At 71.9% G+C, this 23,168-nt stretch carries 21 protein-coding genes, 1 tRNA gene and 1 pseudogene; 1 reads left to right on the top strand and 22 read right to left on the bottom strand.

Annotated elements, in window-relative coordinates:
* Window positions 1-70 precede the first annotated feature (70 nt).
* On the top strand, window positions 71-427 hold the full coding sequence (locus tag BJP60_RS07095) for a hotdog fold thioesterase (RefSeq protein ID WP_203139066.1): 357 nt from the start codon (window positions 71-73) through the stop codon (window positions 425-427).
* Between the two features lie 54 nt (window positions 428-481).
* Here the strand turns inward: BJP60_RS07095 and BJP60_RS07090 are convergent, their stop codons facing one another.
* The 22 genes and pseudogenes from BJP60_RS07090 to BJP60_RS06990 all read right to left on the bottom strand — a co-directional run bounded on the left by BJP60_RS07090 (window position 482) and on the right by BJP60_RS06990 (window position 23,164).
* The gene (locus tag BJP60_RS07090; protein WP_203138586.1) at window positions 482-1,096 is read right to left on the bottom strand and encodes an ANTAR domain-containing response regulator; all 615 of its coding nucleotides are present in this window, start codon (window positions 1,094-1,096) and stop codon (window positions 482-484) included.
* Window positions 1,097-1,212: 116 nt separating this feature from the next.
* Entirely contained in the window at window positions 1,213-1,458 is a 246-nt protein-coding gene (locus BJP60_RS07085; protein ID WP_203138585.1) for a hypothetical protein, read from the bottom strand.
* A gap of 89 nt (window positions 1,459-1,547) precedes the next feature.
* Window positions 1,548-1,633 (bottom strand) — tRNA-Leu (locus BJP60_RS07080).
* 153 nt (window positions 1,634-1,786) lie between these two features.
* Window positions 1,787-3,232, bottom strand: a complete 1,446-nt coding sequence (pyk, locus tag BJP60_RS07075) for a pyruvate kinase (protein ID WP_203139060.1) — start codon at window positions 3,230-3,232, stop codon at window positions 1,787-1,789.
* Window positions 3,233-3,328: 96 nt separating this feature from the next.
* Window positions 3,329-4,795, bottom strand: coding sequence for a glutamate synthase subunit beta (locus BJP60_RS07070; RefSeq protein WP_203138584.1), 1,467 nt, complete (start codon window positions 4,793-4,795; stop codon window positions 3,329-3,331).
* Window positions 4,788-5,579, bottom strand: coding sequence for a hypothetical protein (locus BJP60_RS15235; protein WP_238439635.1), 792 nt, complete (start codon window positions 5,577-5,579; stop codon window positions 4,788-4,790). The genes BJP60_RS07070 and BJP60_RS15235 overlap by 8 nt, the downstream gene beginning before the upstream one ends.
* A gap of 297 nt (window positions 5,580-5,876) precedes the next feature.
* Window positions 5,877-9,265 (bottom strand): annotated as a pseudogene (gene gltB / locus BJP60_RS07065) (glutamate synthase large subunit); the annotation flags it as partial.
* 222 nt (window positions 9,266-9,487) lie between these two features.
* Window positions 9,488-10,465: a prolipoprotein diacylglyceryl transferase gene (lgt, locus tag BJP60_RS07060; protein ID WP_203138583.1), complete on the bottom strand. Its 978-nt coding sequence runs from the start codon at window positions 10,463-10,465 to the stop codon at window positions 9,488-9,490.
* 42 nt (window positions 10,466-10,507) lie between these two features.
* A complete protein-coding gene (locus BJP60_RS07055; protein ID WP_203138582.1) occupies window positions 10,508-11,794 on the bottom strand; it encodes a serpin family protein in 1,287 nt (428 codons plus the stop codon).
* A gap of 45 nt (window positions 11,795-11,839) precedes the next feature.
* Complete coding sequence (trpA, locus tag BJP60_RS07050; RefSeq protein WP_238439609.1) at window positions 11,840-12,640, bottom strand: tryptophan synthase subunit alpha; 801 nt, start codon at window positions 12,638-12,640, stop codon at window positions 11,840-11,842.
* Window positions 12,641-12,677: 37 nt separating this feature from the next.
* Window positions 12,678-13,931: a tryptophan synthase subunit beta gene (trpB, locus tag BJP60_RS07045; protein WP_203138580.1), complete on the bottom strand. Its 1,254-nt coding sequence runs from the start codon at window positions 13,929-13,931 to the stop codon at window positions 12,678-12,680.
* Window positions 13,928-14,728 (bottom strand): indole-3-glycerol phosphate synthase TrpC, encoded by an 801-nt coding sequence (gene trpC, locus BJP60_RS07040; protein WP_203139059.1) that lies wholly within the window; start codon window positions 14,726-14,728, stop codon window positions 13,928-13,930. The genes trpB and trpC overlap by 4 nt, the downstream gene beginning before the upstream one ends.
* Before the next feature lie 2 nt (window positions 14,729-14,730).
* Complete coding sequence (locus BJP60_RS07035; RefSeq protein ID WP_203138578.1) at window positions 14,731-14,961, bottom strand: HGxxPAAW family protein; 231 nt, start codon at window positions 14,959-14,961, stop codon at window positions 14,731-14,733.
* Between the two features lie 83 nt (window positions 14,962-15,044).
* The gene (locus BJP60_RS07030; protein WP_203138577.1) at window positions 15,045-15,632 is read right to left on the bottom strand and encodes a Trp biosynthesis-associated membrane protein; all 588 of its coding nucleotides are present in this window, start codon (window positions 15,630-15,632) and stop codon (window positions 15,045-15,047) included.
* A complete protein-coding gene (gene hisI, locus BJP60_RS07025) occupies window positions 15,629-16,018 on the bottom strand; it encodes a phosphoribosyl-AMP cyclohydrolase (protein ID WP_203138576.1) in 390 nt (129 codons plus the stop codon). The genes BJP60_RS07030 and hisI overlap by 4 nt, the downstream gene beginning before the upstream one ends.
* The gene (gene hisF, locus BJP60_RS07020; RefSeq protein WP_203138575.1) at window positions 16,015-16,776 is read right to left on the bottom strand and encodes an imidazole glycerol phosphate synthase subunit HisF; all 762 of its coding nucleotides are present in this window, start codon (window positions 16,774-16,776) and stop codon (window positions 16,015-16,017) included. The genes hisI and hisF overlap by 4 nt, the downstream gene beginning before the upstream one ends.
* A gap of 3 nt (window positions 16,777-16,779) precedes the next feature.
* Window positions 16,780-17,619 carry an ATP phosphoribosyltransferase gene (gene hisG, locus BJP60_RS07015; protein WP_203138574.1) on the bottom strand — a complete coding sequence of 280 codons (840 nt, stop codon included), beginning with the start codon at window positions 17,617-17,619 and terminating at the stop codon, window positions 16,780-16,782.
* 42 nt (window positions 17,620-17,661) lie between these two features.
* Window positions 17,662-17,925 (bottom strand): phosphoribosyl-ATP diphosphatase, encoded by a 264-nt coding sequence (locus tag BJP60_RS07010; RefSeq protein WP_203138573.1) that lies wholly within the window; start codon window positions 17,923-17,925, stop codon window positions 17,662-17,664.
* A gap of 52 nt (window positions 17,926-17,977) precedes the next feature.
* Entirely contained in the window at window positions 17,978-18,664 is a 687-nt protein-coding gene (rpe, locus tag BJP60_RS07005; protein ID WP_203138572.1) for a ribulose-phosphate 3-epimerase, read from the bottom strand.
* A gap of 22 nt (window positions 18,665-18,686) precedes the next feature.
* Window positions 18,687-20,069 (bottom strand): RsmB/NOP family class I SAM-dependent RNA methyltransferase, encoded by a 1,383-nt coding sequence (locus BJP60_RS07000; protein ID WP_203139058.1) that lies wholly within the window; start codon window positions 20,067-20,069, stop codon window positions 18,687-18,689.
* A gap of 83 nt (window positions 20,070-20,152) precedes the next feature.
* A complete protein-coding gene (gene fmt / locus BJP60_RS06995) occupies window positions 20,153-21,088 on the bottom strand; it encodes a methionyl-tRNA formyltransferase (RefSeq protein ID WP_203138571.1) in 936 nt (311 codons plus the stop codon).
* A 69-nt stretch (window positions 21,089-21,157) separates the two neighbouring features.
* Window positions 21,158-23,164: a primosomal protein N' gene (locus tag BJP60_RS06990; protein WP_203138570.1), complete on the bottom strand. Its 2,007-nt coding sequence runs from the start codon at window positions 23,162-23,164 to the stop codon at window positions 21,158-21,160.
* Window positions 23,165-23,168: the final 4 nt, after the last annotated feature.

Here is a 23,168-nt window from a genome sequence, read left to right as displayed (position 1 = left end):
CATCTCGTCCACCCTCTCCCCCGGACTCGAGTGGCTGCAGCGCCGTGGGATCGGCGTGCTGGCCGAGCGCATGGGGGTGCGGTTCACGGAGTTCACGGCCGAGCGCTCGGTCGCGACGATGCCGGTCGAGGGGAACACCCAGCCGGTCGGCCTCATGCACGGCGGGGCATACGTCGTCCTGGGCGAGACCATGGGCTCGATGTCGGCGAACTATCACGCGGGCGAAGGACGCCTCGCGGTGGGCCTCGACATCAACGCGACGCACACGAGCTCGGCGCGCACGGGATCCGTCACCGCGACCTGCACGGCCATCCACCTCGGCCGTACGACGACGGTCCACGAGATCGTCGTGGTCGACGAGTCCGGGCGCCGCTGCTCGACCGTCCGCATCACGAACCTCATCAAAGACCTGCCGCCGCGGTCCTGACGACGACGAAGGCGGCACCGGATGATCCGGTGCCGCCTTCGATGTCTGCGGTGCTTACGCCTTCTTGGGCGAGAGCTGCTCGATGATCGCCTTCGCGACGTCCTGCATCGTGAGGCGGCGATCCATCGACGCCTTCTGGATCCAGCGGAACGCCTCGGGCTCGGACAGCCCCATCTTCTCGTTCAGCAGGCCCTTCGCACGGTCGACGAGCTTGCGCGTCTCGAAGCGCTCGACCATGTCGGCTACCTCGGCCTCGAGCGTGATGATCTGCTCGTAGCGTGCCAGGGCGATCTCGATCGCCGGCAGGAGGTCGTTCGGGGTGAACGGCTTCACGACGTATGCGAGCGCGCCGGCCTCGCTCGCGCGCTCGACGAGCTCCTTCTGGCTGAAGGCCGTCAGCAGGACGACGGGCGCGATGTGGTTCTTGCTGAGGCGCTCGGCCGCGCTGATGCCGTCGAGCTGCGGCATCTTGACATCCATGATCACGAGATCGGGACGGAGCTCGGTGGCGAGCTGCACGGCGGTCTCACCGTCACCGGCCTCGCCGACCACATCGAATCCGTTGTCCCGGAGGATCTCGACGATGTCGAGGCGGATGAGGGACTCGTCCTCGGCGACGACGACGCGGCGCGGTGCCGCGGGCGCCTGCCCGGTCTGCTCTTCGGTCACGTGTCCATCCTAGTTCGTCGTCGCGCCGCAACCTGGCAGCCACGGCGGCCCGGCGGATCTGCGTGATGCGGACGCCATGGCGGCGGCGGCGGAGATGCGTCGCCGGCGGCGCCGCATCAGCCGTCGTTCTGGTCCGAGAACTCCCCCGCCGCGATCGCATCCGCGTACTTGCGGATGTCCGGCCCCGGCTCGTAGTCGATGAAGCGGTCCTTGAGCAGCGCGTTGAGCTGGGCGAACGCGTCGTCCGAGGAGACCTCGCCCTTCGCCGCGACGGACTGCACGGCGCCGCGCAGGACCGCGTCTGCGTCCTCCAGGATCTTGGCGCGGGCTGCTTCGTTCCAGGTCACATCCGAGATGTTCATGGTGACGACCGTAGGCGGATCGGCCGCGGCGCGAAGGGGGCTTGCGCGCGCCGCCGCCGCACCCCAGGATGACCGCCGAAGCGGCTCGATGGTGCCGGTGGTGGGACTCGAACCCACACGCCCTCTCGGACAGCGCATTTTGAGTGCGCCGCGTCTGCCATTCCGCCACACCGGCCCTCATCGAGCCTACGGCAGGGACGGCGGTGAGCCGCACAGCCCGCCCGGGCGAGCACGGCCGGGCGAGCATGCCCGGCCTCAAGACGGGATCAGGAAACGCGCAAGAGGCGCGGGACCCGACCGGGCCCCGCGCCTCTGCGACGACGTGCGACTACTTGCCCTGGTACACCGGGGCCGCGCCGTGGACGGCGTCGCCGACCTTGTGCACGCGCAGGTCGTTGGTCGAGCCGATGATCCCGGGAGGGGATCCGGAGATGACCACGACCTTGTCGCCGATCTGCGCCAGGCCGTTCTCCAGCAGGTACTCGTCGACCTGGTGGAACATCGCATCGGTGTGCTCGACCATCTCGACGAGCTTCGAGCGGATCCCCCAGGTCAGCGCCATCCGGTTCTGGATGGCCGCGTCGGGCGTGAAGGCGATCATCGGCCGGTTGGAGCGCAGGCGCGACATGCGGCGCGCCGAGTCGCCCGACTGCGTGAAGATGCACAGGTACTTCGCCTCGACGAAGTCGGCAACCTCGACGGCGGCCAGGGTGATGGCCCCGCCCTGCGTGCGCGGCTTGGTCATGAGCGGCGGGATGCGCTCCAGGCCGTGCTCCTCGGTCGACTCGACGATGCGCGCCATCGTCGCGACCGTGACGATCGGGTACTCGCCCACGCTCGTCTCGCCCGACAGCATGACCGCATCGGCGCCGTCGAGGACGGCGTTCGCCACGTCGCTCGTCTCGGCGCGCGTCGGCACCGGGTTCGAGATCATGGACTCGAGCATCTGCGTGGCGACGATGACGGGCTTCGCCATGCGGCGCGCGAGCTCGACGGCCCTCTTCTGCACGATCGGCACGGCCTCGAGCGGCAGCTCGACGCCGAGGTCGCCGCGAGCGACCATGATGCCGTCGAACGCGTCGACGATGTCCTCGAGCGCCTCGACCGCCTGCGGCTTCTCGATCTTGGCGATGATCGGGACGCGGCGTCCCTCCTCGGCCATGATCACGTGAGCGCGCTGGACGTCCTTCGCGTTGCGCACGAACGACAACGCGATGATGTCGGCACCCTTGCGCAGCGCCCAGCGGAGATCCTGCTCGTCCTTCTCGCTCAGGGCGGGGACGTTGACCGCGGCGCTGGGGATGTTGATGCCCTTGTTGTTGGACACGTTGCCGGCGACGACCGTCTTGGTCGTGACCGTGCGCTCATCCGCCTCGACGACCTGCAGGCGCACCTTGCCGTCGTCGATCAGCAGGAAGTCGCCCGGCTTGACGTCCTGCGGCAGGCCCTTGTAGGTCGTGCCGCAGATCTCCTTGCTGCCCTCGATGTCGTCGATCGTGATCTTGAAGATGTCACCCTCGGCGAGGTAGTGCGGACCGTCCGCGAACTTGCCCAGCCGGATCTTCGGGCCCTGCAGGTCGACGAGCACGGCGACGGGCTTGCCGAGCTCCTCGGCCGCGCCGCGCACGTTCTCGTAGTTCGCGTCGTGGACCGAGTAGTCGCCGTGGCTGAGGTTCAGACGCGCGACGTCGACACCCGCCTCGATCAGCTCACGGACCTTCTCGCGTGTCGATGTCGCGGGCCCGAGGGTGGCGACGATCTTGGCACGTCTCAACTGCATACCTCCGCACAAGGATGGTCAGGTTAAGGGAGTGGGCAGGCCGCAGAACTTCCGATCCTCGCGGCGAGCCCCCGGGTTTCGCTCGTCAGCCTACGCGGGCTGCAGACCGATCGCGACATCGTTCGGACGCACCGGAGCGGGCAGCGAGGTCTCCCCCATCAGGAAGGAATCGACCTCGGCCGCGACCGAGCGGCCCTCGGCGATCGCCCACACGATGAGCGACTGTCCGCGGCCGGCATCGCCCGCCACGAACACGCCGGGAGCGGTCGCCTGGAAGGCGCCGTCGCGCTCCACGTTGCCGCGCGGAGTGAACTGCGCCTGCAGCTGCGCCTCGAGGGCATCGCGCTCGGGGCCGGTGAAGCCCATCGCGATCAGGACGAGGTCGGCAGGGATCTCGCGCTCGGTGCCGGCCTTCGGCACGCGGCGGCCGTCGACGAACTCCGTCTCGGCGACGACGAGGGCGCGCACTTCGCCCGCGCCGTTGCCGACGAACTCGACGGTGGAGGCGAGGTACTGACGCTCGCCGCCCTCCTCGTGCGCCGAGGAGACCTCGAACAGGGTCGGCATCATGGGCCACGGCTGGTGCTCGGGACGGTCGTCGCCCGGACGCTTGCCGATCGCGAGGTTCGTCACGCTGAGCGCGCCCTGACGGTGCGCGGTGCCGATGCAGTCGGCGCCCGTGTCACCGCCGCCGATCACGACGACGTGCTTGCCCTCCGCCGAGATCTGGTTGGGCACCGTGTCGCCCGCCGCCGCCTTGTTGGACTCGACGAGGTACTCCATCGCGAAGTGGACGCCCGCGAGCTCGCGCCCCGGGATGGTCAGGTCGCGCGGCACCGTGGAACCCGTCGCGACGACGACCGCGTCGTACCGCGCGCGCAGGTCGCTCCAGGAGATGTCCTTGCCGATCTCCACGCCCGCGCGGAAGCGGGTGCCCTCGTCCTGCATCTGGCGGAGCCGCGCCTCGAGGTGCTTCTTCTCCATCTTGAAGTCCGGGATGCCGTAGCGCAGCAGGCCGCCGATGCGGTCGTCGCGCTCGTACACGGCGACCGTGTGACCCGCACGGGTCAGCTGCTGCGCCGCCGCGAGACCCGCGGGCCCCGAGCCGACGACTGCGACCGTCTTGCCGGTGAGGCGGGCCGGCGGCTTGGGCTCGACCCAGCCGTTGCCGAACGCCTGGTCGATGATCGAGACCTCGATCTGCTTGATCGTCACCGCGGGCTGGTTGATGCCGAGCACACAGGCGCTCTCGCACGGCGCCGGGCACAGCCGCCCGGTGAACTCCGGGAAGTTGTTCGTCGCGTGCAGCCGCTCGATCGCGGTGCGGCCCTCTCCGCGCCACATCAGGTCGTTCCACTCGGGGATGAGGTTCCCGAGCGGGCAGCCCTGGTGGCAGAACGGGATGCCGCAGTCCATGCAGCGGCCCGCCTGTCGGCGGAGCACGGCCGAGTCTCCCGGCTCGTACACCTCCTTCCAGTCCAGGATGCGCACGGGCACGGGACGACGAGCGGGCAGCTCCCGCTCGGTCACCTTCAGAAAGCCCTTGGGATCAGCCACCGGTCACCTCCAGGATGCGGTTCCAGACGACGTCGCCGTCGGGGTCGAGCCCTTCGGCGACCGCCTCCTGGCGGGTCTGCAGAACGGCGGCGTAGTCGCGCGGCAGGACGCGCACGAAGTTCGCCACCTCGTTGTCGAAATCGTCGAGCATGCGGCGAGCGAGCTCGGAGCCGGTCTCCCCGACGTGCTGCTCGAGCAGGTCGCGCAGGATCTCGGCGTCGCCGGATCCGAGCTCGGTCAGCGTCAGTTCGCCCGTGGCCAGCGCCTCGCGGTTCACGAGGTCGGTGTTCAGGCGGTACACGTACGCCGTGCCGCCCGACATGCCGGCGCCGAGGTTGCGGCCCGTGCGGCCCAGGATGACGGCGAGGCCGCCGGTCATGTACTCGAGCGCGTGGTCGCCCACGCCCTCGACGACCGCCGTCGCACCCGAGTTGCGCACGAAGAACCGCTCGCCCACCACGCCGCGCAGGAACATCGTGCCCTGCGTCGCGCCGTAGCCGATCACGTTGCCCGCGATCACGTTCTCGGACGCGTCGAACGTCGCGCCGCGCGGCGGGCGGATCACGATCTGACCGCCTGAGAGCCCCTTGCCGACGTAGTCGTTCGAGTCGCCCTCGAGGCGCAGCGTGATGCCGTTCGGCAGGAACGCGCCGAAGGACTGCCCGGCAGATCCGGTCAGCGAGACGTCGATGGACCCCGCGGGCAGACCGTGCTCGCCGCGCGCCTTCGTGACGTGGTGGCCGAGCAGCGTTCCCGCCGCGCGCGCGGTGTTGCGCACGGGCATCTCGATCTTCACGGTGCCGCCGTTCGCGATCACGTCCTGCGCCTGCGCGATGAGCGGCACGTCGAAGTGCTCGTCGAGCTCGTGCGCCTGGTCCCGCTGGTGGCGACGCGGCTCGTCCTCGGCGAAGCGCGGGCCCTCCAGGATCGGCGCGAGGTCGAGACCTTCGGCCTTCCAGTGGGCGACCGCGGTGTCGATGTCGAGCAGCTCGGCGTGGCCGATCGCCTCGTCGAGCGTGCGGAAGCCGAGCGCCGCAAGGTACTCGCGCACTTCCTCGGCGATGAACTCCATGAAGTTCACGACGTGCTCCGCCTTGCCCGTGAAGCGCGAGCGCAGCACGGGGTTCTGCGTCGCGACGCCGACCGGGCACGTGTCCAGGTGGCACACGCGCATCATGATGCAGCCCTCCACCACGAGCGGTGCGGTCGCGAAGCCGAACTCCTCGGCGCCCAGCAGCGCGCCGATGATGACGTCGCGGCCGGTCTTGAGCTGGCCGTCGACCTGCACGACGACGCGGTCGCGCATGCCGTTGAGCATGAGCGTCTGCTGCGTCTCCGCCAGGCCCAGCTCCCACGGCGTGCCCGCGTGCTTGAGCGAGTTCAGCGGGCTCGCGCCCGTGCCGCCGTCGTGGCCCGAGACGAGGATGACGTCGCTCAGCGCCTTCGCGACGCCCGCCGCGACCGCCCCGATGCCCGACTGGCTCACGAGCTTGGTGTGGATGCGCGCCGCGGGGTTGGCGCGCTTCAGGTCGAAGATCAGCTGCTTGAGGTCCTCGATCGAGTAGATGTCGTGGTGCGGCGGCGGCGAGATGAGGCCGACGCCGGCGGTCGCGTGACGCGTGCGCGCGACCCACGGGTACACCTTGCCCGGGGGAGCTGGCCGCCCTCGCCGGGCTTGGCGCCCTGCGCGAGCTTGATCTGGATGTCGTCCGCCTCCGTCAGGTACAGACTCGTCACGCCGAAGCGCCCCGATGCGACCTGCTTGATCGCGCTGCGGCGCTCGGGGTCGAGCAGGCGGTCGACGTCCTCGCCGCCCTCTCCCGTGTTCGACTTGGCGCCGAGCCGGTTCATCGCGATCGCGAGCGTCTCGTGCGCCTCGCGCGAGATCGAGCCGTAGCTCATCGCGCCGGTCGAGAACCGCTTGACGATGGACGAGACGGGCTCGACCTCCTCGATCGGCACGGCCGGGCGCGCGTCGGTGCGCAGCTGGAACAGGCCGCGGAGCGTCTTGAGCTCGGCCGCCTGGTCGTCCACGAGCTTGGTGTACTCGCGGAAGATGTCGTAGCGGCGGGTGCGCGTCGAGTGCTGCAGCCGGAAGATCGTCTCCGGGTTGAACAGGTGCGGGGACCCGTCGCGGCGCCACTGGTACTCGCCGCCGGTCCAGAGGCGCTCGTGCGCGCGAGGCGCACGGTCCTCCGGGTAGGCGAACGCGTGACGCGCGGCGTTCTCCGCCGCGATCACGTCGAGGCCCACACCGCCGAGCTTGCTCTCGGTGCCCGTGAAGTACGCGTCGATGAGCTCCTGCGACAGGCCGACGGCCTCGAACACCTGTGCGCCGGCGTAGGACGACACGGTCGAGATGCCCATCTTCGACATGATCTTCAGCACGCCCTTGCCGAGCGCGTAGATCAGGTTCCGCACGGCCTTCTCGGGCGTCACGCCCTGGATGGAGCCCGAGCGGACGAGGTTCTCGACCGTCTCCATCGCGAGGTACGGGTTCACGGCGGACGCGCCGTAGCCGATGAGCGTCGCGACGTGGTGCACCTCGCGGACGTCGCCCGCCTCGACCACCAGGCCGACCTTCATGCGCGTCTCGTTGCGGATGAGGTGGTGGTGGATCGCCGACAGCATCAGCAGCGACGGGATCGGGGCGAGGTCCTGGTTCGAGTCGCGGTCGCTGAGCACGATGAACTCGACGCCGTCCTCGATCGCATTGTCGACCTCACGGCACATCTGCGCCAGGCGCTTCTCGAGCCCCTTGCGACCGGCGGCCACGCGGTACAGACCGCGCACCGTGATCGAGGAGCGGCCGGGCAGCGCCGCGTGGATGTGCTGGATCTTCGCGAGCTCGTCGTTGTCGATCACCGGGAAGTCGAGACCGACAGCGCGCGCGTGCTCCGGGCCCCAGTCGAGCAGATTCGCCTCGGGGCCGAGGCCGAGCTTGAGGCTGGTGACGACCTCCTCGCGGATCGAGTCGAGGGGCGGGTTCGTGACCTGCGCGAACTGCTGCGTGAAGTAGTCGAACAGCAGGCGCGGGCGCTCGCTCAGCACCGCGATCGGGGTGTCGGAGCCCATCGCGCCGAGCGGCTCGGCGCCCGTGCGCCCCATCGGGGCGAGCAGGACCCGCACCTCCTCCTCCGTGTAGCCGAAGGTGCGCAGACGGCGGTTGATGGAGGCGATCGGGTGCACGATGTGCTCGCGCTCGGGAAGGTCGGCGAGGCGCACGGTGCCCTTGTCGAGCCACTCCTGCCACGGGTGCATGGCGGCGAGCTCGCGCTTGACCTCGTCGTCGCTGATGATGCGGCCCTGCGCCGTGTCGACGACGAACATGCGGCCCGGCAGCAGGCGGCCCCGGCGCTCGATGCGCTCGGGCTCGAAGTCGAGCACGCCCGTCTCGCTGCCGATCACCACGAGGCCGTCGGTCGTGACCGTCCAGCGCCCGGGGCGGAGGCCGTTGCGGTCGAGCATGCCGCCCACGACGGTGCCGTCCGTGAAGATCAGCGATGCAGGACCGTCCCACGGCTCCATCTGCAGCGAGTGGTACTCGTAGAAGGCGCGCACGTCCGGATCCATGTCCGCCTGCTTCTCGTGCGCCTCGGGCACCATCATCAGCATGGCGTGCGGCAGGCTGCGGCCCGTCAGGGTCAGCAGCTCCAGCACCTCGTCGAACGACGCGGAGTCGCTCTGGCCGTCGGCGCAGATCGGCAGCAGCGGGCGGATGTCGCCCAGCAGGTCGGACGCCAGCTGCGACTGGCGCGCGCGCATCCAGTTCCGGTTGCCGCCGACCGTGTTGATCTCGCCGTTGTGCGCGAGCATGCGCAGGGGCTGGGCGAGCGGCCAGGACGGGAACGTGTTCGTCGAGTAGCGGCTGTGCACGACAGCGAGCTCCGTGACGAAGCGCTCGTCCTGCAGGTCGGGGTAGAACGGCTCGAGCTGCAGGGTCGTGACCATGCCCTTGTAGCCGAGCGTGCGGCTGGACAGGGACACGAAGTACGCGTCGAGCTCGTGCTGGCTGCGCTTGCGCAGGCGGTACACGCGGCGGTCGAGCGCGATGCCGGACAGCGCGTCCACGCCGTCCGTCGCGGGAACCGACACGAACAGCTGCTCGAACACCGGGCGCGCGTCGTACGCGAGCTTGCCGAGGTGCTCGTCCTCCGTCGGCACGTCGCGCCAGCCGAGCACCGTGATGCCCTCACTCTCGGCGATGCTCTCGATGGAGGCCTTCATGGCCGCGCGCGCCTCGTCCTCACGCGGCAGGAAGATCATGCCCGCGGCGTACTCCCCCACGGGCGGCAGGTCGAAGCCCGCGACCGCACGCAGGAACGCGTCGGGCATCTGCGTGAGGATGCCGGCGCCGTCACCCGTGCCGGCGTCGGACCCGATCGCGCCACGGTGCTCCAGATTGCGCAGCGCGGTGAGCGCCAGGTCCACGATGTCGTGGCCCGGCTCGCCGCGCAGCGTCGCGACCATGGCGAGGCCGCACGCGTCCTTCTCGAACGCGGGGTTGTACATCCCCTGCTTCTCGGGGAAGCCCTGAAGCGGGGAGGTCGTGCCGTAACGGGGGCGAGATGCCATGCCTACCGTCCTTGAGGTTGGTGCTCAGCCGGGACGACATCGGCCCTGTACTGCTGCAGAGGAGCGTCGCCGCAAGCGCCTGCGAAGCTGCGTCCCGCGTCGCGCGGGACGCAGGTGCTATTTCGCGGCGGCGGTGCTTGTGGCGGCGGCCTTGTGGTGATCGACCTCCGACGCAGGCGGTTCGCTGACGTCGACGAAGTCGGTGGGGTCATCCGAGTGTAGCGCGTCGTCGCCGCTTCTCTTGCGACCGGGCACGTACGGCGACGGCTCGACGCCGAGGTGACGGCGCTGCACGATCAGGATCGTGATGCCGACGACGATGCCCAGGATCGACGCCCACACGTTGGTGCGCAGGCCGAGGTAGATCTCGCTCGGGTCGATCCGGATGGACTCCCACACCACGCGGCCGGCGCTGTACCAGATGAGGTAGAGCGCGAACAGGCGCCCCCACTGCAGGCGCAGGCGGCGGCCGAGCCACAGCAGCAGGATCACGCCGAGCACGTTCCAGACGACCTCGTACAGGAACGTGGGGTGGAACAGCGTGCCCTCCGGCAGGCCTGCGGGGATCGCAGCGTTGTCGGAGTCGATCTCGAGGCCCCACGGCAGATCCGTGGGCCAGCCGAACAGCTCCTGGTTGAACCAGTTGCCGAAGCGCCCGATGGCCTGCGCGAGCAGGAGCCCGGGGGCCAGCGCGTCGGCGAACGTCCAGAAGCGGATGCCCGTCCAGCGACAGCCGAGCCACGCGCCGACCGCGCCGCCGATCAGCGCACCGAAGATCGCGATGCCGCCCTCCCAGATCCGGAACACCGCCCAGATGTCCGCGCCCTCGCCGAAGTAGAAGCCCGGGTGGGTCAGCACGTGGAAGATGCGGGCGCCGATGATCGCGAGCGGCACCGCGAGCAGCGCGATGTCGATCACGACCCACGGCTCCGCGCCGCGCTTCGTGAGGCGATGGTTCGTCATCAGCGTCGCGACGACGATGCCGGCGATGATGCACAGCGCGTAGAAGTGGATGCGCAGCGGCCCGAGGTCGACATAGCTGATCGGCGGGCTGGGAATGCTCGTCACGACGGACGCGAGCGCGGAAGACAGCATGACGCCGATTCTAGTTCGCCGCGCGGGCGTTGCCCGACGCGTTCAATGACGGGGATCGCGGATCGCCGCGAGGAACAGCGGCCACCCCGTCTCGTCGTGCGAGACCGTGAACAGGAACGGGCGGTCGAAGCGGATCTCCCGCGCGGGCGGGAGCGTTGCGGAGGTCTCCGCGACGCCGAGTTCGGTCACCGCGGCGGCGACGGTGCCTTCCTCGTCGATCCTGAGCACCGCCTGCTGGACCGCCTGAGCGAGGACGAGGTCGCCGGGTGATCCCGCGATCCCGGAGAGGTCGGCGCTGCCCGGATCGGCGAGCGTGCCGAGGCCGAGGGGTGCGAGCTTGTCGATCAGCGGTGTCTTCGTCGTCCCGGTGTCGACGGTCGGCAGGGCGAGCTCGACCTGCACGGGATCCGCGTCGTCCAGTGCGCTGCTGATGTCTTCCAGCAGCTCGGGCGTCGCATCCGCCGGATCCGCTCCCTGGGGCGGCAGGACGACGTCGGCGTGGAGCGCCTCGGTGTAGGGGAGCCGCACGGCAGCCCACTCCCCCGCCTCGGCGTACGCGAAGAAGCCGCCGGCAGTCATCGTCTCCGTGTCCGCCGGCGAGCCGTCGGGCAGGGTGAACGGCAGGTCCTGTGTGTCGGCGGGATCGAACGGCGCCTGCCAGCGCGCGGCGAGCAGCACGACATCCTGCAGGACGACGCGCAGGTCGGCGTTCGGCTCGATCGCCGTCTCTCGGATGAGCCCGCCCGTGTGACGTCGGATCCACTCGCTGAGCATCGCCGTCGCCGTACTGTCGGAGAGCTCGGCGCGCGTGATGCCGGCGTCGAACGTCTCTGCGAGGCGCTCGAGGAACTCCGGGCGCGGATCGAACCCCTCATCGAGCACGACCCGCGTCGCGAGATGCACGATCGGACGCTCAGGCAGCTCGTCTCCGGCAGCGGCTGCCGGGTCTCCGTCCAGCCCGGCGAGCGATCCGCGGATCGCCGCCCATGCATCGCCCCGATCCGCGCCGGTCGCGCCGAGCACCGCATCCAGCTCGGCGAGACTCTCGCCTGCAGCGCCCTCGGCGAGCATGGCGAAGGCACCGGCGAGGCTGGCGGGCGAGAGGACGACGTTGTCGCCGCGATCCGCCAGCGCGAGGGTCGCAAGACCCAACCTCCTCGTCGCCTCGACCACGTCGGGAAGACGTGCCGCGTCCGTGACGGCGACCGTGCGCGCCTCGACGCCGGCGGCGCGGAGGACGTCACCGGAGGGCGTGGCGGAGCCGCATGCGGCCAGCGACGCGGCGAGAGTCAGGGCGGCAAGGCCGCCGATCACGCGAAGGGGTGCCATACCCCTCAGTGTCGTGCGAGACGCGAGCGTCTCGCACGACACGACTCAGCGCGCGAGCGCGGTGCCCGACGCGAGCTCGCGCGTGACGGAAGCCAGACCCTCGACGCCGCCGTCGCGCAGCGCGCGGACGAGGGCGGTGCCGACGATCGCGCCGTCGGCGTACTGCAGGACATCCGCGATCTGCTGCGCGGTGCTGATCCCGATGCCGACGCACGCACGGCCGGCGCCGTGCGCCCGCAGCCGCTCGACGAGCGTGCGCGCAGCGGCGTCGAGCCGCGCGCGCTCGCCCGTGATGCCCATGGTCGAGACCGTGTACACGAAGCCGGTCGTGTTGCGGATGACGAGCTCGAGGCGCTCGTCGCTCGAGGTCGGGGCGGCGAGGAACACGCGGTCGAGCCCCGCCCGCTCGCTGGCGGCGATCCACTCGGGAGCCGACTCCGGGGTGATGTCGGGCGTGATGAGGCCCGCTCCCCCGGCCGCCTTGAGCTCATCGGCGTACCGCTCGACGCCGTACTGGACCACGGGGTTCCAGTAGGTCATCACCAGCACGGGCACGTCCGTGCGCGCCGTGATCTCGCGGAGCGCGGTGAACAGGTCGCGCGTGCGGTAGCCGGCGGCGAGAGCGGCTTGCGTCGCCTCCTGGATCAGCGGGCCGTCCATCACCGGGTCGCTGTACGGCGGGCCCAGCTCGATGATGTCGACGCCGTTCTCTGCCAGGGCGACCGCGGCGTCGATGCTCGTCTGCAGATCGGGGAAGCCGACCGGCAGGTAGCCGACGAACGCGCCGCGTCCCTCGGCGTGCGCCTTCGCGATCGCGTCCTCGACGGCGGATTTCGACTCGGTCACTTCGTTCCCTCGCTCAATCTGGTCGCACCGCGACGCATCATGCCTGCGCCCCCTGCGTCCCGTGCGACTCGGCCTGCTCCGCATCGTCGTACAGCTCGAAGTAGCGCGCCGCGGTGTCCATGTCCTTGTCGCCGCGACCCGACAGGCAGATCGCGATCACGGCGTCCGGACCGAGCTCGCGCCCGATCCGGAGAGCGCCCGCGAGCGCGTGCGCCGACTCGATCGCGGGGATGATGCCCTCCGTGCGGCTCAGCAGACGGAGCGCCTGCATCGCCTCGTCGTCCGTCGCGGGGATGTACTGCGCGCGTCCGATGTCCGCAAGCCACGCGTGCTCGGGTCCGACGCCCGGGTAGTCCAGTCCCGCCGATATCGAGTGCGACTCGACCGTCTGACCGTCCTCGTCCTGCAGCACGTACGTGCGCGATCCGTGCAGCACTCCGGGGCGCCCGCGCTCGATCGACGCGGCGTGCCGCGGCGTGTCGACGCCGTCGCCCGCCGCCTCGACGCCGTACAGCTCGACGTCCTCGTCATCGAGGAACGCGTCGAACATGCCGATCGCGTTGGAGCCGCCGCCCACGCACGCGAAGACCGCGTCGGGCAGTCGGCCCGCGCGCTCGATGAGCTGGGCGCGCGCCTCCTCGCCGATGATCTTCTGGAAGTCGCGCACCATGGCGGGGAACGGGTGCGGCCCCGCCGCCGTGCCGAAGATGTAGTTCGTCGTCTCGACGCTCGCGACCCAGTCGCGATACGCCTCGTTGATCGCGTCCTTGAGCGTGCGCGATCCGGTCGTCACGGGGACGACCTCGGCGCCGAGCAGGCGCATGCGGGCGACGTTGAGCGCCTGACGCTCGGTGTCGACCTCGCCCATGTAGATCGTGCACTCCATGCCGAACAGCGCCGCGGCCGTCGCGGTCGCGACGCCGTGCTGCCCCGCGCCCGTCTCGGCGATCACGCGGGTCTTGCCGAGGCGCTTGGTGAGCAGCGCCTGACCCAGCACGTTGTTGATCTTGTGCGATCCGGTGTGGTTCAGGTCCTCGCGCTTGAGGAAGACGCGGGCCCCGCCGGCGTGCTCGGCGAAGCGCGGCACCTCGGTGAGCGCGGACGGGCGGCCGGCGTAGTCCGCCAGCAGACCCGCGAGCTCGTCGCGGAACGCGGGATCTGCGATCGCGTCCGCGTGCGCGCGCGCCAGCTCGTCGATCGCGGCGACCAGCGACTCGGGCATATAGCGCCCGCCGAAGTCGCCGAAGAAGGGTCCGTGCTGGTCGCGCAGGCTGGTGGTGTCAGCGCTCATCGTTCCTCCTGCAGAGGTCGGCCCTGGCCCGCGTCCAGGAAGGCGGTCAGGGTGGCGACGGGGTCGCCCGTCACGAGCGCCTCGCCGATCAGCACCGCGTCGGCGCCGGCCGACCGGTAGTGCGCCACGTCGGCGGGCCGCAGCACCGCCGACTCGGCGACCTTGATCGCGTTCGCCGGGATGCGCTCGACCAGCCGTCCGAACAGGTCGCGATCCAGTTCGAAGGTCGACAGGTCACGCGCGTTCACGCCGATCAGCTCGGCGCCCAGATCGGCCGCGCGCGCCACCTCGTCGGCCGAGTGGGCCTCGACGAGCGGCGTCATCCCGAGCTCGCGGATGAGCGCGTACAGCTCGGCGAGGACGGGCTGCTCGAGCGCCGCGACGATCAGCAGCACGAGGTCGGCGCCTGCCGCGCGCGCCTCGAGCACCTGGTACGGCGTGGCGATGAAGTCCTTGCGCAGGACGGGCACCGACACCGACGCGCGCACCGCCGTGAGGTCGGCGAGGCTGCCCTTGAACCTGCGCTGCTCCGTGAGCACGCTGATCGCCGACGCGCCGCCCTGCTCGTAGAGCCCGGCCTGGTGCGCGGGGTCCGGGATGGCCGCGAGGTCGCCGCGCGACGGGCTCGCGCGCTTGACCTCGGCGATGATGCGCACCGCGTCCGCCGGCGAGAGCGCCGCGAGGGCATCCCGCGCGGCCGGCTGTGCGAGCGCCGCCTTCTCGACCTCCGCCAGGGGGCGCGCGAGGCTGCGGATCTCCGCGTCCTCCACCGCGCCGGCCGTGAGGTCGGCGAGCAGCATCAGTGCGCCTTCGAGGAGGACTTCGGTCCGTTCGCGCCGTAGCCGGCCTTGCCCATGATCCAGCCGACGAGGGCGCCGACGACGAGCAGGCCTGCGGCCACCCAGAAGAGCACCCACTGATCGATGAACAGTGCGACCGTGCCCAGCGCGACCGCGATCAGCATGATGATCACGGCCGTCCAGGCGGCGGGCGAGTGTCCGTGACCGGGGTCGCCGTTCGAGTGGCTCATGTCGGGTGTTCTCCTTCGTTGCGGGGGACCTCCGCAAGTCTATCGGGAGCGCGCGGCCGGAACCGTCGGATCGCGATACCGGATCACCGGGTCGGGTCGTCGCCGCGCGACAGTTCGTCCCACGAATCGATCGCGTCCAGGGGCGCGGCGTCGTCGCGCGCGGTGCCGTCGGCCGCGGCGTCGTAGCGTCGCCCGCCCCGCACCCACAGATGCCCGGTCGTCAGAGCCGCGAGACCCGCGAGGCCGATCAGGATCGCCGCGATGAGGGTCACGAGCGGCCACGCGGTGGCGGTGACGTCCTGCACCACGCCCGCGATCGCCTCGGCTCCCGCGAGGCCCGTGTGCTCGGTGACGACGGGGGCGACCGCCGACAGCGGCGGTGCGCCCAGCATGGGGGCCGACAGAACGACCAGGCCTGCCGCGACCACGACGGCCAGTGCGCCGAGCACGTAGCGCAGCGCACGTCCGACCAGCGTCAGCACGAGCCCCAGCGCGAGCACCGTGAGCGTGAGCGGCTGCAGCACGGGCACCGCCGTCGCGCCGGACACCGCCAGCTCCGCATCCGCGAGCCGTGCGACGGCCCACGTCTGCGTCGAGCCGATCAGAGCGACCGCGCCCGCCGCGAGGATCGTGACGACCGTGAGCGACTTCGCGCGCGTGCGCAGGCTCATGCCGGCCGGTCGTCCAGGTCCGCGGGCACGGCGCGCAGGTCGCGCGAGCCTTCCGGACCATCGTCGAAGCACGTGCGCGTGCCGGTGTGGCACGCGGGGCCGATCTGATCGACCTTGAGCAGCACGGCGTCGCCGTCGCAGTCGAGGCGCGCCTCGACCACGCGCTGGATGTGGCCGGACGTGTCGCCCTTGCGCCAGTACTCCCCGCGCGAGCGCGACCAGTACGTCACGCGACCCGCCGTGAGGGTGCGGCGCAGCGCCTCGGCGTCGAGCCAGGCGAGCATGAGCACCTCGCCGCTGTCCCACTGCTGCACGATCGCCGGGGCGAGGCCCTCCGCGTTGAACGCGACGCGGGCGATCCGCTGGTCGAGGTCCTGATCGCTCATCGCGTCTCGATCCCCTCCGCGCGCAGGGCGCTCTTGACGTCCTCGATCGTCAGCTGACCCGAGTGGAAGACGCTCGCCGCGAGCACGGCGTCGGCGCCGGCCGCGACGGCCGGCGGGAAGTGCTCGGGCGCCCCGGCACCGCCGGAGGCGATCACGGGCACGGGCGACGCGTCGCGCATCAGGCGGATGAGCTCGAGGTCGAAGCCCTGCTTGGTGCCGTCGGCGTCGATCGAGTTGACGAGCAGCTCGCCCGCGCCGCGCTCGATCGCCTCTCGCGCCCACGCGAGCGCGTCCAGGTCGGTCTCGGTGCGGCCTCCGTGCGTCGTCACGACGAAGCCGGACGGGGTGCGGGGCGAGCGCTTGACGTCGAGCGACAGCACGAGCGCCTGCGCGCCGAAGCGGTCGGCGATCTCGTCCAGCAGCACGGGCCGCGCGATCGCGGCCGAGTTCACGCCCACCTTGTCGGCGCCGACTTCCTGCAGGCGCGCGACGTCGTCGACCGTTCGCACGCCGCCGCCCACCGTGAGCGGGATGAAGACCTCCTCGGCTGTGCGGCGCACCACGTCGTACATGGTCGCGCGCTCGTCGACCGTGGCGGTGACGTCCAGGAAGGTCAGCTCGTCGGCGCCCTGGTCGAAGTACGTGCGCGCGAGCTCGACGGGATCGCCCATCTCGCGGAGGTTCTCGAAGTTCACGCCCTTCACGACGCGACCGGCGGCCACGTCGAGGCAGGGGATGACGCGTGTGGCGACGCCCACGGCTCAGAGCCTCGCGTTGTCGATCGCGGTGACCAGGATGGCGCGCGCGCCGAGCTCGTAGAGATCATCCATCACGCGGTTGACGCCCTTGCGGGGCACCATCACGCGAACCGCCACCCACTCGGGGTCGCGCAGCGGCGAGACGGTGGGCGACTCGATGCCCGACGCGATCTCCACCGCACGGTCGACGAGGTGCGCCGGCAGGTCGTAGTCGACCATCACGTACTGGCGCGCGACCATCACGCCCCGCAGGCGGCGCAGCAGCGTCTCCGTGCCCTCGGCGTCCTTGGGGCCGGCGATCAGCACGGCCTCCGACTCCAGCAGCACGGGGCCGAAGATCTCCAGGCCCGCCTGACGCAGCGTCGTGCCGGTCGAGACGACGTCCGCGACGGCGTCCGCGACCCCCAGCTGCACGGCGGACTCCACGGCGCCGTCGAGGGGGACGATGTCCACCGCGATGCCACGCTCGTCGAGGAACGCGTCGACCAGGCCCGGGTAGGCGGTCGCGACCCGGAGCCCCTCGAGGTCCTCCAGTCCGCTGAACCGTCCGGGAGGGCCCGCGAAGCGGAACGTCGAGTCGGCGAAGCCGAGCGTCTCGATCTCGCGCGCGGGCATCCGCACGTCGAGGAGCAGGTCGCGGCCGGTGATGCCGACATCCAGCGCGCCGAGGGCGACGTAGGTCGCGATGTCGCGCGGGCGCAGGAAGAAGAACTCGACGTCGTTGGCGGAGTCGATGAGGTGCAGCTGCTTGCTGTCGCGACGACCGGCGTAGCCGGCCTCCGCGAGCATGTCGGCGGCGGTCTCGGACAGGGATCCCTTATTCGGGACGGCGATGCGGAGCATGGTGGCTTTCGGGGAGAGGTCGACGAGGTCCGGAGGCGCGCCTCAGAGATGTCGGTAGACGTCCGCCGGCGTCAGGCCCTTCGCGATCATCATCACCTGCAGGTGGTAGAGCAGCTGCGAGATCTCCTCGGCCGCCTCGTCGTCCGACTGGTACTCGGCGGCCATCCAGACCTCGGCCGCCTCCTCGACGATCTTCTTGCCGATCGCATGCACGCCCGCGTCCAGCTGCGCGACGGTGCCGGATCCCTCCGGGCGCGTCTGAGCCTTCTCGCTCAGCTCGGCGAACAAGTCGTCGAAAGTCTTCACCCGTCAAGGCTACCGGGGATTCCGGAACCGATTCTCCGAGCGGAGGGGCGCCTCAGTGCCGGTGCTCGGCGGCCGTCGCGCGCAGGCCCGCGATCGCGGCGTCGATGTCGTCCGCGCCGAAGACGGCTGATCCCGCGACGAACGTGTCGGCGCCCGCCTCGGCCGCCTGCGCGATCGTCCCCGCCGCGATGCCGCCGTCGACCTGGAGCCAGACGTCGGCGCCGCGGCGCCGGGTCTCGTCCGCCAGGCGCCGCAGCTTGGGCATGGTCTCGGGTATGAAGCCCTGGCCCCCGAACCCCGGCTCGACCGTCATGACGAGGATTTGGTCGAACTCGTGCAGGTGCTCGAGCAGTCCGTCGACGTCGGTGGCGGGCTTGATCGCGACGCCCGCGCGGGCCCCGATCTCGCGCAGCCGCCGGGCCAGCGCGACCGGATCGGCGGCGGCCTCGAGGTGGAACGTGACCGAGGCGGCGCCGAGCTCCGCATAACCGGGAGCCCAGCGATCCGGGTCGTCGATCATGAGGTGCACGTCCAGGGGCACCGGGCTGGTCGCCTGGATGCGCTCCACCATCTGCGGACCGAACGTGAGGTTCGGCACGAAGTGGTTGTCCATGACGTCGACGTGCACGAAGTCGGCCGAGGCGATGCGCGCGAGCTCGGACTGCATGTTGACGAAGTCGGCCGCCAGGATGCTCGGGTTGATGCGCGGCGCGGGCGAACCGGACGGGTGCGAGGGCATGGATCGATCCTTCCGGGGTCGGTCAGCGCGTCTTGCGCAGCAGGGCGAGGAACATCGCGTCGGTGCCGTGCCGGTGTGGCCAGAGCTGGGCGTGACCCGCCCCCGACAGCGGCGCGGGCAGGTCGATCGCGCCGCGCGAGACACGGCGCAGCACGGCGCGCGCGTCGAGCTCCTCGACCTCGTCGCCGAGCTCCTCGCGCACCTGCGCGACGATCCCGGCGGTCTCGGCGAGGTGCGGCGAGCACGTGACGTACGCGACCGTGCCGCCCGGCTTCAGCGCCGTGACCGCCGCACGCAGCAGTCCCGCCTGCACCTGCGCGAGCTCGGCGACATCCGACGGCTGCTTGCGCCAGCGGGCCTCGGGACGACGACGCAGCGCGCCGAGACCCGTGCAGGGCGCGTCGACGAGGATGCGGTCGTAGGTTCCGGGGTGCTCGGACGCGAGCTCGCGGCCATCCTGCTCGAACACGGTCACCTCGAGCGGCACGGCGGCCAGGGCCTTGCGCACGAGTCCGGCGCGCGCCGGCACGAGCTCGTTGGCGTCGAGCGTGGCGCCGTGTGCGAGCGCCTCCGCCGCCAGCAGTGCGGTCTTGCCGCCGGGGCCCGCGCACAGGTCGAGCCAGCGCTCGCCCTCCCCCACCGTCGTGAGCCGGCTCAGCGCGAGCGCGACGAGTTGGGATCCCTCGTCCTGCACGCGCACCGTCCCTCCCGACGCGCGCACGAGCGGCTCGGGGTCGCCCGCGCGCAGGCGGAAGCCGACCGGCGAGTACGGCGTCCGGGTGCCGTCGGTCTCCCCCAGACCGGGCAGGGCGGCCATCGTGACGCGCGGCGAGACGTTGTCGGCGTCCAGCAGGTCGTCGAGCTCGTCGACGCGCCCCTCGGCGGCGAGGGCCCGCCGGAACGCGCGCACGATCCACACGGGATGCGACGACTCGAGCCCGATGCGCTCGTCGTCGGAGCGGGCGGTGTCGGCCACGCGCGTGAGCCAGTCGCCGGGATTGTCGCTCGAGACGCGGCGCAGCACGGCGTTCGCGAAGCCCGCGGCCCCCGATCCTGACGCCTCCCGCGCGAGTTCGACCGACTCGTTCACGGCGGCGTGCGATGCGACGCGCGTGGACATCAGCTGGTGCACGCCGAGACGCAGGGCGTCGAGGACGGGCGGGTCGATCGTCGCGGGATCCCGGTCGGCGGCGAGGCGGATGACCGCGTCATAGGTGCCGAGGCGGCGCAGCGTCCCGTACGTGAGCTCGGTCGCGAGCGCCGCATCGCCGCCCGACAGGCCCGCGCGCTCGAGCTCCCGCGGCAGCAGCAGGTTCGCGTACGCATCGGAGTCCTGCACGGCGCGCAGCACGCCGTAGGCGACCCGCCGCGCGGGCTGGACCTGCCGCCAGGACCTGTCGCTCATGCGCTGCGGCGTGCGGTGCCGGGAGGCGGGCGCCGACGCGCGGTTGTCCGAGCGGCGGCCGCCGCCCTCGCGACGCTCCACCATCAGTGCTCACCCCCGGGCGCGACGTCGAAGACGGGCGCGCCCCGCGTGCCCCGCGCCCAGTCGGCCGCGGCCATGGCCGCCTTGCCGGCGGGCTGCACGCGCTCGACGAGGATCGGCTGCGTGCCGGTGCCGACGAGGACGCCGTCGGTCACCGGCACGACGTGACCGGGCGCGAGCACGTCGGCGGACTCCGCTCGGCGCGCGGCGAGGATCTTGAAGCGCGCACCGTCGAGCGTCGTGTGCGCGCCGGGCTCGGGCGTCACGCCCCGGAAGCGGTCGAGCACGCGCTCCGCCGGAGCGGTCCAGTCGAGCAGGCCGTCGTCGATCGTGAGCTTCGCCGCGTGCGTCGCCTCGCCCTCCTGGGCGACGGCGACCGCCGTGCCGGCCGCGATGCCGGCGACCACGTCGGCCAGCAGGGACGCGCCGCTCTCCGCGAGCGTGTCCAGTACGTCGCCCGCCGTGGCGTCCTCCGGCACGTCGTAGCGCAGCTCGCCGAACACGTCGCCCGCATCCAGCTCGGGCACGAGGCGGAACACGGCGGCGCCCGTGACACGATCGCCCGCCATCAGGGCGCGCTGCACCGGAGCGGCACCGCGCCAGCGCGGCAGCAGCGAGAAGTGCAGGTTGATCCAGCCGTGCGGCGGCAGCGACAGCAGCGGCTCGCGCACGAGTCCGCCGTACGCGACGACGACCGCCAGGTCGGGTTCGAGCGAGGCGATCCGCTCGGTCGCCCCGGCGTCGAGGCGCGCGGCCCTGATCACCGGAAGATCCAGCTCGGCGGCCGCGGCCGCGACGGGCGACGGCGTGAGGACGCGCTTGCGTCCCAGGGGCGCATCCGGCCGCGTCACGACGGCGGCGATCTCGTGCCCCGCGGCGTGCAGCGCCCGCAGCGAAGGGACGGCGACGGACGGTGTCCCCGCGAACACGATCCTCATCCGGTCAGCGGCCACTGCTCCCCCGTCTCGCCGTCCTCCAGCCCGCCCCGCGGGCCGATCCGGCGCCTTTCACAACTCCGGCTCGACGATGTCGAGCCTGGTCGCGAGTATATTCCGCGGCGCCGCCTGTCTCGATCCGGGCCCCTTTGCGCCGCGCCGGGCGGAGCGGGCATTCACCGCCTCCGCGACGACGGATGCGCGCAGGCTCGCGGCCACCGCGGCGCCGCGTGCGTAGTCGAACCGCACGAGCGCGCGGGCGCCCGGCCAGCCCTGGCGATCCACGGGCACGGGCCCGAGCACGGCGTCGGCGGCGAGATCGGGCACGTCGGTGCGCAGGACGGCGAGGGCGCGATCGACCGCCGCCACGTCACCCTCCAGGCGCGCGACGCGCGACGTGGGCGGCATCCGCAGCGGCGCGCGGTCGCTCAGCTCGGCGCGCGCATAGGCAGCCTGCGTCCAGGTCGCCAGGGCCCGCGCGACACCGCCCGTCACGCCCACCAGGTGCACGGGCGCGCCCGGTGCCGCGAGTGCCGCGGCGTTCGACCACCAGCGCAGGCACGACTCGCCGATCCGCAGCTCGGGCGCCTGCAGCATGCGGTCGCCGTCGAGCAGCAGCACCGCGCGGTAGCCGCCCTCCGCGATCGGCTCTGCGCCGCGCGTGGCGACCACGAGCGCGGGTCGCCCATCCACCTCGCGCACCGGATGAGCGCCGTCGGCGACGATGACCCGGGCACCGGGGAACGCACGCCCGAGCTCGTCGGCCGTGCGCTCGCTTCCCGACGACGCCAGCCGCACGCGCGGCGAGGAGCAGTTGGCGCAGGTCCACGCGTTCGCCGAGCGGCCGCACCAGCCGCAGACCGGCACCGCCCCGCGTCCCGGCGCATGCAGCGGCCCGCCGCAGTGGCGGCAGCGCGCGGGCGTGCGGCAGTCGGCGCACACGAGGGTCGGCGCGTAGCCGGGGCGCGCCACCTGCACGAGCACCGGGCCCTGCTCGAGTCCCTCGCGCGCCGCGCGGAACGCCGCGGACGGGATGCGGGCGCCGGGTCGTTCGCTCTCGGTCACGGCGCTCAGGATGACGTTCGGCGCGTAGCGCCGGGACGGCGGCACGTCGTGCACCCACCCGAGCGCGACGAGGCGCTCGACATCGGCCGTGCGGGTGTGCCCCGCGAGCAGCAGCGCGGGCTTCTCGCCCGACTCGGGATCGGCGAGCTCCTGCCGCACAAGGGCGGCGTCGCGCGCGTGCACGTAGGGTGCGAGCTGCTCCTCGAACAGCGGATCGCCGTCATCCCACAGCGCGATGAGCCCGGGCCGCCGCACGGGCGAGTACACGGCGGAGCGGTTGCCGATCACGACGCAGGGGGCGTCCTCGAGCGTGCGGAGGAACCCGCGGTAGCGCTCGGGTCCGGTCTGCTGGGCATCGTGCCGCACGACGGCGGCGGACGGGAGCACCTCGAGCAGTGCGGCGTGCAGAAGATCGAGGTCGCGGTGATCCGGCACGGCGAGCACCGCGGAGCGCCCCCCGGCCAGGACGACCGTGGCCGCCGCCGCCAGCAGCGCGGTCCATGCCGGACGCGGGCCCTCGAGACGGGCGGGGGCGTCGACCGCGATGCGTCCGGCATCCGCGATCCGGTCGCCGAGCCCCGGGAACGCGTCCAGCACGGCGCGCGCCGCCGCGACGGTCTCGTCCGCGACGACCGGGGCGGCGTGCCTCTCCCCCGCGAGCCATTGCTTCTCGACCCGCACCTGGCGCTTCGGGATCGCCAGGCGGAGGATGTCGATCGCCGATCCGGCGGCCCTGTCCGCCACACGCCGCGCGAGCGTGTACAGGTGCGGCGGCAGCACCTGCGCGGCCGAGACGACGGCGTCCAGCTCGGACAGCGGCCGATCGCCGTCCGCCTCGTCGGCCACCTCGACGACGTAGCCCTCCACCACGCGTCCCGCGGTGCGCAGCGGCGCCTTGATCCGGACGCCCGGCACCGCCTCCTGCTCGAGCTCCGCCGGGATCGCGTAGTCGAACAGCCGGTCGAGCTGCGGCAGCGGCGAGTCGATCAGGACGCGCGCGATCCGGCGCGACACCGCG

Origin of the sequence: Microbacterium sp. JZ31 (genome assembly GCF_016805985.1) — a bacterium.
In the GTDB taxonomy this organism is placed as follows: domain Bacteria; phylum Actinomycetota; class Actinomycetes; order Actinomycetales; family Microbacteriaceae; genus Microbacterium.
This window is presented reverse-complemented; position numbering and strand designations above follow the sequence as displayed.